This window comes from Hydrogenophaga sp. 5NK40-0174 (genome assembly GCF_040372165.1).
Classification (GTDB): Bacteria; Pseudomonadota; Gammaproteobacteria; order Burkholderiales; family Burkholderiaceae_C; genus Hydrogenophaga.
This window is the reverse complement of the sequence record NZ_BAABWG010000004.1, coordinates 73,389-86,667: the sequence shown is the minus strand read 5'-3', so window position 1 is coordinate 86,667 and position 13,279 is coordinate 73,389. Positions and strand designations below refer to the sequence as shown.

The following is a 13,279-nucleotide window of genomic DNA, read 5'->3' as shown; positions in this document are numbered from 1 at the left end:
CGCTGCGGCGGCTTCAAAACGTTGCAGGTGCTTCAAAAGCCCCTTGTATCCATTGTGGCACCTGTTCACTGTCGCGGCCGATCAGTACCACATCAAACCGACATGCAGGTTCAGACCCCAGCTGCCATAAAAAGTGCCGCGCGGCCAGAACAATGCGTTTCTGTTTGTGAACCGTGATGCTGCCACCCGCGCCGCCATGGGCAAGACCGGCTCGCTGGCGCACCTCCACAAACACCAGGGTGCCATCTGCCTCACGCATAATGAGATCCACCTCGCCACCACCGCGTCCGGGCGTGCGAAAGTTCCGGCTGACCAGTTCAAGACCTTTGCGCTGCAAATGCGCCAACGCCTGGTCCTCCGCCGCATCGCCACGTGCCTTCGTGGTCTTGCCCGATAACGGGGCAGACTGGGCTGCCCCCTGTTTATGAAGTTTCCACATTGACTGTCCGATCCCTCTCCCTGTCGGAAGCCGCCCGTGACGCGGCCGCCCACCAGCATTATCCGCAGTCGACGCTGTACATGGTGGCCACGCCGATCGGCAATCTGGCCGATATCAGCCTGAGGGCAGTGCACGTCCTCCATCTGGTGGACGTGGTGGCCTGCGAAGACACACGACATACCGGCGCCCTGCTCCAGAGCCTGGGCCTGCACAAGCCATTGCTGGCTTTGCACGAACACAACGAACTGGAGGCGTCAGCCAGTGTCGTGGCACGCTTGCAAGCCGGCGAACGGGTTGCCTACGTCAGCGACGCCGGTACTCCAGGCGTGAGCGATCCTGGCGCGCGGCTGGTGGAAACGGCTCAAGCAGCTGGACTGAGGTGCATTCCAGTGCCCGGAGCAAGTGCCGTGACTGCCCTGCTCAGCGTCTCTGGCCTGGTCTCGAGCGACCCGCGCCAGCCGGCCGGCCGATTTGTATTTATGGGTTTTCTGCCGGCCAAAGGGGCCGAGCGCAAGCGGGAGATTCAGGCCCTGGCGGCGGAGCCCCGGACCATCGTGCTGCTTGAGGCGCCACACAGAATGGCAGCACTGACCAAGGAGCTGGCGGAGTCTCTGGGTGAGCGAGTGATCACTGTGGGCCGCGAACTGACCAAGCAGTTCGAGGAAATCGAGCCCATTCAGGCAGCGAATTTGCCTCAGTGGCTGACCGCCAATGCGCAGCGAAGCCGCGGCGAATACGCCTTGGTGATTCACCCGGCAGAAGGCAGCGCGGATGAAGACGACCAAGAAGCCACCGTCAGTGCAAGCGCCGGCAGAACCCTGTCACTATTGCTGGAGCAGTTGCCACTGAAGTCGGCGGTGAAGCTGTGTGCCGAGATCACTGGCGAGTCGAAAAACGCTTTGTATGACGCAGCGCTGGCCCTCAAGGCTCAGGACTGAGGCTCTCCAGTGAGCGAAGACAGCCGGCGAGTCGGCTCGTTCAGCGCAGCGGCGTCTCACGATCCTTGCGAACGGCAGACTCTTCCACTTCAATGACCTCGACATCGACCACATCGGCGTTCTGTCCGGACGCAGGATCGCGTCCGTTGGCTGCACCACCCTGACCCCACTGCCCCTGTCCGAAACGCTGCGAACGCGCCTTGAACTGCTCGAACATCATGACGGGTGCAGGCTTTTTTCCGGCCAGGAGCGACCACAGCGACACGGCCACCACCACGATCAGGGCTGCGGCCAGAAAGCTCAGGACGAAAATCCCGGAAGCCACCACCAACACCAGTCGCAAGACACCGCGAAACAGGGAGTTGAGGACTTCGGAGAAACTGGACATGGCAATCGTGGACATGGAATTCCTGGGAATGTGGGCATTCGAACAGGAAAAAGATGGGGTCAGCATGGCTTTTTGCAAGAGCCAGCGGCCGCAAACGCACCCGGCACCATGTTTTTGGCGCGGACCTCCATGTTAACCGCCGCTTGCTGATATGCTGCATCACAGCATGCGAATCCGGATTTTCTGTTCATGAAGCACATCTACCGCTACTTTTTCCGGGGCTTGATCTCCTTCTTGCCCCTGGCGCTGACCGTCTATGTGCTGGTCATGTTTGTTTCCTGGATCGAAGGCCTGACCATGCGTCTGGTGCAGCCGATCGTCGGTGAGTATTACCTGCCCGGTCTGGGCATCGCCCTGGGCGCCATCGGCATTCTGGCGCTGGGCTACCTTGTCTCGCAGCCGTTCACCGCCAGGCTGGTATCGCTGGTGGAGCTGCCGTTTACCAACTTGCCGCTGGTCAAGAGCATCTATTCCTCCCTCAAGAACTTTGCCGACTATTTCGCGCCGCACGAAGACAACGTCCAGCAGGTGGTCAAGCTGCAGATCCCCGGCCAGGAATTGCATATGGTCGGCCTCGTGACACGCCAGAACCTCAAGGGGCTGCCGGGCGTCCTGGGCGAGAGTGACAACGTGGCGGTGTATCTGCCCATGGGTTACATGATTGGCGGCTATACGGTTTTCGTCCCGCGGACCTGGGTCACGCCGGTGAAGATGCCAGTCGAAGAGGCGATGCGCATGGCCCTCATTGCCTTCATGTCAGCCGGGCCAGCTGTCGACCGCAAGCGAGCGGAATCGCCCGCGCCCCCCTCAGCCGACGCGGCGGCCCCGTCCACACCGGAAGGCCGCGACGGCTGACACAGATTTGACGCACAGCCGCCCGACACTTGGACACCATGAGTACCCGACATCTCGACCTGCTCTTCTCCCCTCAGTCCATTGTCGTGCTGGGCGCCTCTGCCCGTCATGGCAGCGTCGGCGGCACCGTCTGGCGCAACCTGTCTGGCGGTCTTTTTCAGGGAAGGCTTTACCCGGTCAACCCCAAGCACACCTCGCTCAGCGGGCTCAAGTGCTATGCCAACGTCGACAAGCTGCCTGAGGCGCCTGACCTTGCCGTTATCTGCACGCCACCGAAAACCGTTCCCGGCCTGATCGCCGACTTGGGCAAGCGAGGCACCAAGGCTGCCATTGTGGTCAGTGCAGGCCTGGACAAGCAGCAAAAACAGGCCATGCTGGACGAGGCCCGCCAGCACACCTTGCGCATCCTCGGCCCCAACTGCATTGGCATGCTGGCTCCGCATCACGGGGTGAACGCCAGCTTTGCCCACATCGGCGCCAAGCCGGGTTCGCTGGCTTTTGTGTCCCAGTCGGGTGCGCTGGTGACCGCCATGCTGGACTGGGCAGCATCCCGGGGCATAGGTTTTTCGCACTTTGTTTCCCTGGGGGAACGGGCAGATGTCGACTTCGGAGACATGCTCGACTATCTGGCCCATGACCCCAAGACGCGGGCGGTGCTCCTGTACATCGAGAGCATTGAAGAGTCGCGCAAGTTCATGTCAGCCGCCAGAGCGGCAGCTCGCAACAAGCCGGTCATCGTGGTCAAGGCCGGACGGTCCGCTGCGGGCCAGCATGCAGCGGCATCGCATACCGGCGCCCTCGCGGGCGCCGACGACGTGTTCGATGCCGCCATTGCCCGCGCAGGCATGTTGCGGGTGGACACCTTGCACGACCTGTTTCTCGCCGCTGAGACGCTCTCGCGATTCCGGGATGGCCCATCCGACGGGTTGCTGGTGCTGACCAATGGCGGCGGTGCGGGTGTCATGGCGGCAGACGCCGCCTCTGCGGCCGGCGTGCCTTTGCCCGATCTTGACGACGACCTGCTCAAGCAACTGGACGCCGTGCTGCCACCGAACTGGTCGCGCGCCAACCCGATCGACATCATTGGCGATGCGCCTGCCCAACGCTATTGCGATGCCATGGCGGCCTTGCAGTCGAGCACCGAGCATGCCGTGCTGTTCATCCATGCCCCCACGGCCATTGTCCCCAGCCCGGACATTGCGCGGGCGCTGTTGCCAGCGGTGGCGTCTCCCGAGCCTTCAACAGATGCCGGTCCATGGCGGCCGATACCGGACAACAAGAGCACGCCATCAGCGCCCCCCATCGCAAGCGACATACCCACACAGCGCGGCCCCATGGGCGGCAGGGTACTCGGGTGCTGGCTGGGTGACCGTGCCGTCCAGTCCGCCCGCGAACTGTTTCGCGCCGGCGGTGTCGCAGACTTCGACACGCCAGAAGAAGCGGTGCGCGCCTTTGCGTTCCTGCGCACCTACAGGCTGCACCAGGAAGAGCTGCTCCAAACCCCCGCTACCCAGCACGCGACCAAGCCCGTCGACAAAGACCGGATCCGGTCGCTGATACAGGGCGCACTCAAGGACAAGCGGCGCTGGCTGACCGAGGCCGAAGCCAAGCAGTTGCTGGAAGCGGCCGGCTTGCCTGTGGTCCCCACCCGGGTGGTGGGCACAGATGCCGAAGAAGCTGTGAACGCCGCCGAGGCGATGCACTACCCCGTCGCCCTGAAGATCCTCTCCCCGGAGATCACACACAAATCCGACGTCGGTGGCGTGAAGCTGCACATCGGCAACGCACAGGAACTGGAGCAAGCCTGCAAGGCCATGCTCGAGCGCGTGAAGCAGGAGCGACCGGATGCCACCATCGAAGGATTCACCGTCCAGCCCATGGTGCAGATGAAGCATGCGCACGAGCTGATCGTTGGCACCAGCGTCGACCCGGTGTTTGGCCCTGTGATTCTGTTTGGCGCGGGTGGCACCGCCGTGGAGGTGCTGGCGGACAGAGCTCTGGCATTGCCACCGCTCAACCATGTGCTGGCACGTGCGCAGATTGAGCGGACCCGCATCGCCAAACTGCTCAAGGGCTACCGCGACGAGCCTGCCGCCGACATGGCCGGCATCGAGCAAGTACTGGTGAGCATTTCCCAGCTGATGGCTGACGTGCCGGAAGTGGCCGAGCTCGACATCAATCCGCTGCTGGTCAACCATGAAGGCGTGGTGGCGCTCGATGCGCGCGTTCGGGTCAGCGCCGACTGCCCGGGCGGAGCTGGACACTTCGCCATCAAGCCTTATCCGCAGTCGCTTGTGGAGGCCTGGGAGCACAATGGCGCGACCTATGTGCTGCGCCCCATCCGGCCTGAGGATGAGGCACAACATCGCGTATTTCTGGAGCAAATGGACCCGGAAGACATCCGGATGCGAATCTTCTACAGTCGCCGCACCATCGAACACACTGAGCTGGCGCAACTCACACAGATCGACTACGCCCGCGAGATGGCGTTTGTTCTGACGCGGCCCACCGCGGACGGCAAGGCCGAAGAGACGCTCGGCGCAGTGCGCGCCAGGGTCGACGCGGACAACCACACTGCCGAGTTTGGCGTGCTGGTGCGCTCCGACCTGAAAGGCCAGGGCTTTGGGCACAAGCTGATGCAAAAGCTCATCGAATATCTGCGCGGGCAAGGAACACAGGAGCTGGCCGGCACGGTGTTGCGGGAGAACCGGGGCATGCTGGCGTTGGCGCGTTCACTCGGCTTTGCCATCAGCTCCCCGTCCAGCGGACAGTCCTCCGAGCACGAAGACGCGCGCGAGGTCGTCTTGCGCCTGCAGGCCGACTGAGCCGCCGCACATCTGCATGCAGATGCAATAGCCCCCGATCCGGAGGGCTCTCTTCGCCAACGAGGGCGTGACTTTCGACGACGCCAGATAAGCTAGGGTCATGGATTCACTCACCCAGATCGCCCTGGGCTCCGCTGTCAGCGTGGCCGTGATGGGCCGGCGTACCGCCGTGTGGAAGGCCGCACTGTGGGGTGCCATTGGCGGCACCTTGCCCGACCTTGACGCATTCATCGACCATGGCAGCCCGCTGCTGAACATGGTGCGCCACCGGGCCGAGACACATTCGCTCTTCTATCTGACGCTGTTCGCACCGTTGCTGGCTGCGCTGGTCGCATGGTGGCACGGCGAGCGAGTCCTCTTCAAACGATGGTGGCTGGCTTTGTGGCTGGTGCTCGTGACTCACCCGTTGCTGGACAACATGACGGTCTACGGCACTCAGTTGTTGCAGCCGTTCACTGCCCACCCCTACGGACTGGACAGCATGTTCATCATCGATCCTCTCTATACGGTTCCGCTTCTCATTGGCGTTGTCGTGGCCATGCGTGGCAGAGGAGATGCTCGCGGGCTGAGGTGGAATGCAGGCGGGCTGATGATCAGCACAAGCTACCTGGCCTGGAGCCTGACGGCGCAAGCCCATGTGCGGGAGGTGGCCCTGGCCTCCATGCAGGAGCAGGGCATCGGGGCCGACAAGGTTCTGGTGACGCCCGCGCCCTTCAATACCGTGCTGTGGCGGGTGGTGGCTGTATCGCCCACCCACTATTTCGAAGGCTACCATTCGCTGATCGACAAGGACCGCACCATGCGGTGGACCAGCCACGAGCGAGGTGCAGCACTCATCGACCGCTACGCCTCACACACGCCTGCCAGCCATCTGGCCAACTTCTCCAAGGGCTTCTACAAGATGTCGACCAGCGCGGAAACCGGCAACGTATTGATCACGGACTTGCGCATGGGCGTCGAGCCGTCCTATACCTTCACCTTTGACCTGGGATCACCATCGCAGGTGTTGCTGTCCGATGCCCCTCGTCATGTCGGCCAGCGAGGCAATGTGGGGCTGGCACTTCAGTGGGTGTGGAAGCGCGCGCTGACCGAGACCAGAGAGCCCTTGTCGATCGTGCTTGAGCGTGGCGCCTTGTGAGCTTGGCCTTGCATGACACTCAACCGCAACATAAGACACGCTGATGAAGCCCTTGTGACAGCTCTGCAAGCGTTGCGAACAGCGCAAACGTGAGCAGGTGTCACAGACCTTTCAAACACGAACGCTCCAATAGCGACTGACGTGGTGGCAACGACAAGTCTCGCCACGCATTCATCAGTCAAGTTTGGAGTTATTCAATGAACAAGCACGCGATGGCCGCAGCCGCTCTGGCGCTGATCGGCTCGATGGCTCATGCCGAGTCTTCCGTCACCCTCTACGGCCGAATCGATCTCGGCGTAGGCAACCTCAAGGAGCTCGGTGAGTCCGGCTCCACACAGATGTTCAACGGTGGCGATGCCGGCCTGACCACTTCGCGCATCGGCTTCAAGGGCTCGGAAGATCTTGGCGGCGGCACCAAAGCCATCTTCAAGCTGGAGCAGCGCATCAATGCTACCGATGGCTCCCTGCAAAGCCCCTCATTCAAAGGCGCTGCTTGGGTCGGCGTCAAGGGCGGCTTCGGTCAAGTGATCGCCGGTCGCATGAGCACCCAGCTCGACGATGTGCGCGCCGTTGGCAACAGCCAGATCGTGTTCGATTCTGCTTTCACGCCCGGCAGCAACGGTGTGTACAAATCCGGTGGCGACTACAGCAGCCGCTTCAACAACCAGCTGCAGTACCAGTCGCCATCCATGGGCGGCTTCTATGCTGGCCTGGGCTATGCGTTCGAGCAGACCACTGGTGAAGACGACAAGATGAACAGCCTGATCGTGGGCTACGAGAACGGCCCGCTGCACGTCGCTCTGGCCCGCCAGGACGAGAAGGGCAAGGACACCGACTACATCAGCCTCTCCGGCGCCTATGACTTCGGCGCTGCAGCCATCTCTGGCGGCTACAACCGCCGCAATGGCCCTGACGCCTCCGGCAAGGACAACGAGTTCACCATCGGTGCGACGGTCCCCATGGGCAACTTCAAGTTCTCAGCCGGTTATGCCGCGAGCAAGACCACCATCGGCGGCTCTACTGCCGGCAAGGCTTCCGGTTTCGCACTGGGCACCACTTACTCCCTGTCCAAGCGCACCCGTGTCTACGCCGGTTTCCGCAAGCACAACGTCAAGGATGCCGGCGGCAACAAGACGGCCGATACCCGCCTGTTTGCCATGGGCGTGCGTCACGATTTCTGACGCTTGGCTCCGAAAGGAGCACCAAGGTTGAGATTGGGCCGGGTCTTGTCTCCCCCGGCCTCATGCAGAGTTCGTGCACCCCTCACCGGGTGCACTTTTTTTTTGCGCCTCGGGCCCTGCTGCTGCTCTGGCGTTCAGACAATCACGTGATCAGGATGGCAACGCCAATGATGACAACACCCATGGCGAGGTTGAAGACCACCCAGCGCCGGATGGCGCCGAGCGCGTTTGCCCCGTCTGGCCAGTTGCCATCGTTGACGCTGCGGGACAGCTGCCTGAACAGCACAAAGCGCACATGGATGAACACCAGCATCATGAGCAGACCCAGCGCCGTCATGATGCTCCAGTCCATGGGCATGGGAAAGTCGAAACCCACGCTGCGGGAAGCGGAGAATGCCCAGTGCATCATGCCCATGCCTGAGGCCAGCACCACCACAACAGCCGGCACCATGGTGTTGAGAAACCGTCGCAGCGCTGCGTGCAGCAGGCGAATCCGCTCAGGCGGCTCGAGCTGCATCGTCGCCGGACGCAGAAAGAAATGAACAAAGGCCATGCCCCCGATCCACAGAACGATCGCGAGCACGTGAGACAGCTTCATCAGGGAGTAGACCATCGCACCAGTCTACTCCTGCGGCCAGCTCTCAATGACTGGGGGCGCGCCTCAGTATGCCGAAAGCGTCATCCCTCTGGACATGGCCAGCTCCATCATGCGACGTGAAGTCCGCGCCTGAAGCAATGCCGGCAGCGGCGAGAACCCGGTGCCATGGATCATCTTGTCGCCCTGGGTGAAAGCCCAGTAGAAAAACTGCAAGGCATCGCGACTGCGCAGTGCACCTTCGCCCAGGCGGTCAAACAGTACAAAGGTGACCAGGCTGATGGGCCAGCTCAACGGGCCGGGCATGTCCAGCGTAGAGGCCGTGTCGTCGCCTTGCCTGTGAACATCGCTGGCCTGGACAGCTGCCTGCACGGCATTCTCGCTCGGCACCACCCAGGCGCCGCTGCGGTTGTGCAAGGAGGCAAACTGCAGTTCGTCGCGTCGGACCCGATCCAGCCCGGTAAAGCTCAGGCCACCTTGCGTTTGCGCGAGCAGCTTGACGACGCCAGAGCTACCGGCGGCTGCAAGTACTTCTCCCGGCCATCTGGGCAATTTGCTCACACCGGCCTCCCGGGCAAAAGCGGGACTCGAGAGGGCCAGGTATTGCGCGAACGCATGTGTGGACCCCGACTTGTCTGACCGCACCACGCGGCGTACCGCGAGAGCGGGCAATCGCAACCCAGGGTTGAGTGCAGCGATGCGGCGATCGTTCCATTGGGTGACGCGCCCCATGAACAGATCGGCCAGCAGCTCGCCCGTCAGCTTCAGATCGCCCGCCTTGACTCCCGGCAGGTTGAACACCGGCACCACGGCACCGGCCATGGTGGGAATCTGCAGCAAACCATGCTTGTCGAGGTCAGCCGTCGACAAGGGCACATCCGTGCCGCCAAAGAGCACTTTCCGGTGACTGATCTTGTCAACGCCGTCGCCCGATCCTGTCGGGTCATATTCGACGCTTACAGGTCGCGAGCTGCCATAGGCCTCCGCCCATTTTTCATACACACGTGCAGGAAACGTGGCACCGGCACCCACAACCTTCTTCGACTGCGCCCACACGGGTAGCACACTGCCCGCCATGCCGCACAAAAGTACACGACGCGACATTGACACGACTACTTTGGAATTCATCATTTCTCACTTCACAAACGGCACAGGGTCCCCGCAGGGACCCTGTGCAAGTACAAAGACGGCGCCGACTATAGATGAAGCAAATCACATCCCTGTGACAAACCTGTATGAAGCTGCAAAGGAAAAAAATGCCACGGGCACCTCGAGGCGACAAGGCTGTGCTTCAGGCGTCGCTCAGCACGCCATTGGTCCGGCTCTGCAAGCGATACGGCGGCAGCCCCTTGAGCATGCGACGGCCGTACGACTGGCGCAGCAGGCGTGGGTCGTAACAGACCACAACCGCTTCGTCGTCTTCGGCCCGCAGGGCGCGCCCGGTCCACTGCAGCAAGCGCGCGCCAGTGGCCGGCACCACCAGCTCGGAGAACGCATCACGGCCCTGCGCCTTGAGCCAGTCGGAGCGGGCCTGCCCCACCGGGTCGCTGGGCGAGGCAAACGGCAGCTTGGTGATGAACACCCACTCGCACAAGGCACCGGGAAGATCCAGCCCCTCGCCGAATGACTGCATGCCGAACAGGATGGACGCATCACCACGCGCGATGGCGTTGCCGTGCCGGGTCAGCAGCTGTGTGCGGGATGCTTCGCCCTGCACCATGACGCGATCGCGCAAATCACGGAACTCACCGCGCTCGAGCAAGTCTGTCGCACGACGCATCTGGGCCTTGGATGTGAACAGCACCAGGGCACCTCGTTCCACTTCGCGCAAGTCGTCCATCAGCATGGCCAGCATTTCGCTGGTGTAACTCTCCACGTCTCGAGGATCGGCCTGCGTCTGCACCACCACGAGCCGCCCTTGCTCTGCATGTCTGAACGGGCTTTGCACTTCCCTGGTCGATACTGCGTCGTCGTATGCCAGACCGGTTTCGTGCAGAAAGTGATCGAAATTGCCGCATGTCATGAGTGACGCAGACGTGGCCACCGCTGCCTTCACCTGTGGCCACAAGTGGTTGCGCAGCAAGCTTCCAGGCTGCAGCGGACACGCATGCGCCGTCAGGGTCACCATGCCGTTGCGCACACCTGCTTCAAACCACTTGGCCAGTGGCATCTGTGCCTTGTCCTGCGGTCCGGGTGGTGGCAACAGCCATAGCTGGGAAGTGGCCTGCACGTGCTGCAATCGCGGCGCCAAGGCGCCGAGACGGCTGTAGAGCTGCGCGCATCGAGGCCCTTGCGAAGGATCTTCACGCGCGGTCGTGCGCAACTCTGCCGCCAGCGACTCGAACACCTTGAGCAGTGCACTGGATCGGCTCTGTACGGATTCGAGCACGGTTTCCCACTCACCCCCTTCGGGCAGATGACCGCCTTCCAGCCGGTCGGTCAGGGTCGGCGTGACGCCACCACCGTCGTCCGAGAGGGCGCGGGCTCGACCGCGCGCCACGGTGTCTGCCCACCCGCTCTGTGATGTCACGCGTCCCATGCCCAGTCGCGCCCAGTCACCAAGAGCGGCCTTGAGCTCACGCGAGAGCGCTGGCACCTCCACGCCGGTGGAGACCATCATGGCACCGGCGACTTCTTCGACCGCACGTGGCAACTTGTCGAGCCAGGCCGAGTGCATGAGATCGACCGACTCCGTGAACTGACCTTGCGCCACCTGCCCCAGATGATGCGCCTCGTCGAGCACCAGGTAACAATCCTTGGGCGCAGGCAACGCGTGCAAGCCCAGCGTCGACAGCAAGAGGTCGTGATTGACCACAATCACCTGCGCCTGTGCCAGACGCTGCCGCGCGCGATAGTAACTGCAACTGTTGTAGCTCGGGCAATGCTTGGCGGTGCAGGTGTGGCGCTCGGCCGCCACCGCAGACCACAGACCGGCCTCCGGCGGATCGTCCAGCCGGTCGCGGTCGCCATCCCATCGGCCGTCATCAAGCATCGTCGCCCACTCGTTGTACTGGCTGGCGCGTTCGTGCCAGGTCTCGGCACTGGTGGCGTTGGCTGCGCCCCCTTGCCCGGATTCACTCTCGTCGAGCCCAAAGAGATCTGTCGCGCCTTGCTCATCTCCACCGGCCAGCTGGTCCAGCTTGAGTCTGCACACATAGCGACCCCGCCCCTTGGCCAGGGCATAGGCAAAAGGTTGCGGCAGCACGGATGCAAGGGCAGGCAAGTCCTTGCTCATGAGCTGCTCCTGCAGCGCCACCGTGGCGGTCGAGATCATGACGCGCTTCTGCTGGGCCAGTGCCAGCGGAATCACGGTGGCAGCATACGCAGCAGATTTGCCCACGCCCGTTCCGGCCTGCACCACAGCAATAGCGCGGCTTGTGTCCTCCGTTGATACACCGGCAGCGGCTCCGCCGTCGCCCCCCTCTGCTTCTGCCCAAGCAACGGAGCTGAGGGTTCTGGCGATGTGCTCGGCCATCTCGTGCTGCCCCTGGCGAAGGCGAAACCCGGGCAGGCGCTTGACCACATGCTCAAACGAGCCCAGGGCCAGCGCCTCGCGCGCGATGGCGCCGGAAGCGGCTGATCCGCTGCCGTCTGCGCCAGATTCATCAGTTTGTAGTCCGTCCGCTTGGGGATGCTCAGCATTCATGTTGACAACATTGTCGCCGACAGCCGGGTTTGGCCTGCTGCTTGCATACACAATTGAAGGGCCACCAGCATTCAGCCCCCCGTTGAGACCATCAGTCCACACCACGGAGATCAACCATGGCCACCAGCAAGAATCCACACTCCCGTACCCGCCGCACAACCGGCTCGCGCAGAAGTGACAAGCACCAGCTGGACCTGGCGCTGCAAGGCGGCGGCTCGCATGGCGCCTTTACCTGGGGCGTGCTCGAACGCCTGCTCGATGAAGAATGGCTGGAGATAGCCGGCATCAGCGGCACCAGCGCCGGCGCCATGAATGCGGTCACCATGGCCGCAGGGCTGATGGAAGACGGCCGGGACGGAGCCAAACGAAAGCTGGAGCAATTCTGGACCAGTGTGGCCACCAAGTCCCCGTTTGACATGTCCACCATGTCCCACCCGGCCTGGGAAGCTGCCTTGCCCTGGTGGAATGCATGGATGACACCTCTGCAGCAGTACATGAGCTTCGTGGGGTCACACCTGTCGCCCTACCAGTTCAACCCTCTCAATCTCAACCCCTTGCGCAAGATCCTCGAAGACACGGTCAATTTTGAATGGGTCCGGTCCTGCGACAAATCCAGCCTGTACATCGCAGCCACCCACGTCACCACGGGCGAGCTCAAAGTCTTCAAGCAGTCCGAACTCACCGTGGACATGGTGCTGGCCTCCGCCTGCCTGCCCATGCTCTTCCAGGCGGTGGAGGTCGAGGGCCAGGCGTACTGGGATGGTGGCTACGCCGGCAATCCGACGCTGTTGCCTCTGGTGGCCAAGACCCGGGCAGACGACTTGCTCCTGGTACAGATCAACCCCACCGAACGTATCGAGCTCCCGACCAAGGCGATGGACATCATGGACAGGACCGACGAGGTGACCTTCAATACGTCTTTGCTCAAGGAGCTCAAGGCACTGGCGCTGGTCAAAACCCTGATCGGGCATTCCGGATGTCCCAAGGGGCGCAGCGACGAAGCCGAGTTCTATCAGCGGGTCGACCGCTTGCGCCTGCACCGACTCACCGGCGATGAAGCACTGACCCACCTGGGGGCATCCACCAAGCTCAAGACCGACTGGCCGTTCATTTCAGGCCTTCGTCAAGCCGGCCGGGAGGCGGCAACCCACTGGCTGGAGGCCCACGCCAAGGATCTTGGCAAGCGATCCAGCTACGCCTTGCCCGACGTCATGGCCGCCATCCGGGAAGCATGACCAGGCCCAAGCATGGCCATGACCGATCTGTCAGCAAAG

Annotated in this window: 11 protein-coding genes; 6 read left to right on the top strand and 5 right to left on the bottom strand. The window is 62.6% G+C overall.

Annotated elements, in window-relative coordinates; genetic code table 11:
- Positions 1-13: 13 nt before the first annotated feature.
- Positions 14-439 carry a YraN family protein gene (locus ABWV89_RS13760; RefSeq protein ID WP_353397797.1) on the bottom strand — a complete coding sequence of 142 codons (426 nt, stop codon included), beginning with the start codon at positions 437-439 and terminating at the stop codon, positions 14-16.
- Between ABWV89_RS13760 and rsmI the strand changes: the two genes are divergently transcribed.
- A complete protein-coding gene (rsmI, locus tag ABWV89_RS13755) occupies positions 439-1,377 on the top strand; it encodes a 16S rRNA (cytidine(1402)-2'-O)-methyltransferase (RefSeq protein ID WP_502903216.1) in 939 nt (312 codons plus the stop codon). The genes ABWV89_RS13760 and rsmI overlap by 1 nt on opposite strands.
- A gap of 40 nt (positions 1,378-1,417) precedes the next feature.
- Here the strand turns inward: rsmI and ABWV89_RS13750 are convergent, their stop codons facing one another.
- On the bottom strand, positions 1,418-1,780 hold the full coding sequence (locus tag ABWV89_RS13750; protein ID WP_353397794.1) for a hypothetical protein: 363 nt from the start codon (positions 1,778-1,780) through the stop codon (positions 1,418-1,420).
- A gap of 174 nt (positions 1,781-1,954) precedes the next feature.
- Between ABWV89_RS13750 and ABWV89_RS13745 the strand changes: the two genes are divergently transcribed.
- From ABWV89_RS13745 to ABWV89_RS13730, 4 genes are all read left to right on the top strand, one after another.
- Positions 1,955-2,620 (top strand): DUF502 domain-containing protein, encoded by a 666-nt coding sequence (locus ABWV89_RS13745; RefSeq protein WP_353397791.1) that lies wholly within the window; start codon positions 1,955-1,957, stop codon positions 2,618-2,620.
- 38 nt (positions 2,621-2,658) lie between these two features.
- Positions 2,659-5,445 carry a bifunctional acetate--CoA ligase family protein/GNAT family N-acetyltransferase gene (locus ABWV89_RS13740; protein ID WP_353397789.1) on the top strand — a complete coding sequence of 929 codons (2,787 nt, stop codon included), beginning with the start codon at positions 2,659-2,661 and terminating at the stop codon, positions 5,443-5,445.
- Between the two features lie 100 nt (positions 5,446-5,545).
- Positions 5,546-6,583 carry a metal-dependent hydrolase gene (locus ABWV89_RS13735; protein ID WP_353397787.1) on the top strand — a complete coding sequence of 346 codons (1,038 nt, stop codon included), beginning with the start codon at positions 5,546-5,548 and terminating at the stop codon, positions 6,581-6,583.
- Between the two features lie 197 nt (positions 6,584-6,780).
- Positions 6,781-7,764, top strand: a complete 984-nt coding sequence (locus ABWV89_RS13730) for a porin (RefSeq protein ID WP_353397784.1) — start codon at positions 6,781-6,783, stop codon at positions 7,762-7,764.
- 142 nt (positions 7,765-7,906) lie between these two features.
- Here the strand turns inward: ABWV89_RS13730 and ABWV89_RS13725 are convergent, their stop codons facing one another.
- The 3 genes from ABWV89_RS13725 to dinG form a co-directional block, all read right to left on the bottom strand.
- Positions 7,907-8,377 carry a CopD family protein gene (locus ABWV89_RS13725; RefSeq protein WP_353397781.1) on the bottom strand — a complete coding sequence of 157 codons (471 nt, stop codon included), beginning with the start codon at positions 8,375-8,377 and terminating at the stop codon, positions 7,907-7,909.
- A gap of 48 nt (positions 8,378-8,425) precedes the next feature.
- Positions 8,426-9,463, bottom strand: coding sequence for a phosphate ABC transporter substrate-binding protein PstS (pstS, locus tag ABWV89_RS13720; protein WP_353397779.1), 1,038 nt, complete (start codon positions 9,461-9,463; stop codon positions 8,426-8,428).
- A 187-nt stretch (positions 9,464-9,650) separates the two neighbouring features.
- On the bottom strand, positions 9,651-12,005 hold the full coding sequence (gene dinG, locus ABWV89_RS13715) for an ATP-dependent DNA helicase DinG (RefSeq protein WP_353397776.1): 2,355 nt from the start codon (positions 12,003-12,005) through the stop codon (positions 9,651-9,653).
- A 116-nt stretch (positions 12,006-12,121) separates the two neighbouring features.
- Here dinG and ABWV89_RS13710 point away from each other — a divergent pair, with 116 nt between their 5' ends.
- On the top strand, positions 12,122-13,240 hold the full coding sequence (locus ABWV89_RS13710) for a patatin-like phospholipase family protein (RefSeq protein WP_353397773.1): 1,119 nt from the start codon (positions 12,122-12,124) through the stop codon (positions 13,238-13,240).
- The last annotated feature ends 39 nt before the right edge of the window (positions 13,241-13,279 follow it).

Excerpts from the sequence above, each read along its gene's own strand:
- ABWV89_RS13760 (WP_353397797.1), bottom strand. The coding sequence starts at position 439 with ATGTGGAAACTTCATAAACAGGGGGCAGCCCAGTCTGCCCCGTTATCG.
- ABWV89_RS13750 (WP_353397794.1), bottom strand. The coding sequence starts at position 1,780 with ATGTCCACGATTGCCATGTCCAGTTTCTCCGAAGTCCTCAACTCCCTG.
- ABWV89_RS13745 (WP_353397791.1), top strand. The coding sequence starts at position 1,955 with ATGAAGCACATCTACCGCTACTTTTTCCGGGGCTTGATCTCCTTCTTG.
- ABWV89_RS13740 (WP_353397789.1), top strand. The coding sequence starts at position 2,659 with ATGAGTACCCGACATCTCGACCTGCTCTTCTCCCCTCAGTCCATTGTC.
- ABWV89_RS13735 (WP_353397787.1), top strand. The coding sequence starts at position 5,546 with ATGGATTCACTCACCCAGATCGCCCTGGGCTCCGCTGTCAGCGTGGCC.
- ABWV89_RS13730 (WP_353397784.1), top strand. The coding sequence starts at position 6,781 with ATGAACAAGCACGCGATGGCCGCAGCCGCTCTGGCGCTGATCGGCTCG.
- ABWV89_RS13725 (WP_353397781.1), bottom strand. The coding sequence starts at position 8,377 with ATGGTCTACTCCCTGATGAAGCTGTCTCACGTGCTCGCGATCGTTCTG.
- pstS (WP_353397779.1), bottom strand. The coding sequence starts at position 9,463 with ATGTCGCGTCGTGTACTTTTGTGCGGCATGGCGGGCAGTGTGCTACCC.
- dinG (WP_353397776.1), bottom strand. The coding sequence starts at position 12,005 with ATGAATGCTGAGCATCCCCAAGCGGACGGACTACAAACTGATGAATCT.
- ABWV89_RS13710 (WP_353397773.1), top strand. The coding sequence starts at position 12,122 with ATGGCCACCAGCAAGAATCCACACTCCCGTACCCGCCGCACAACCGGC.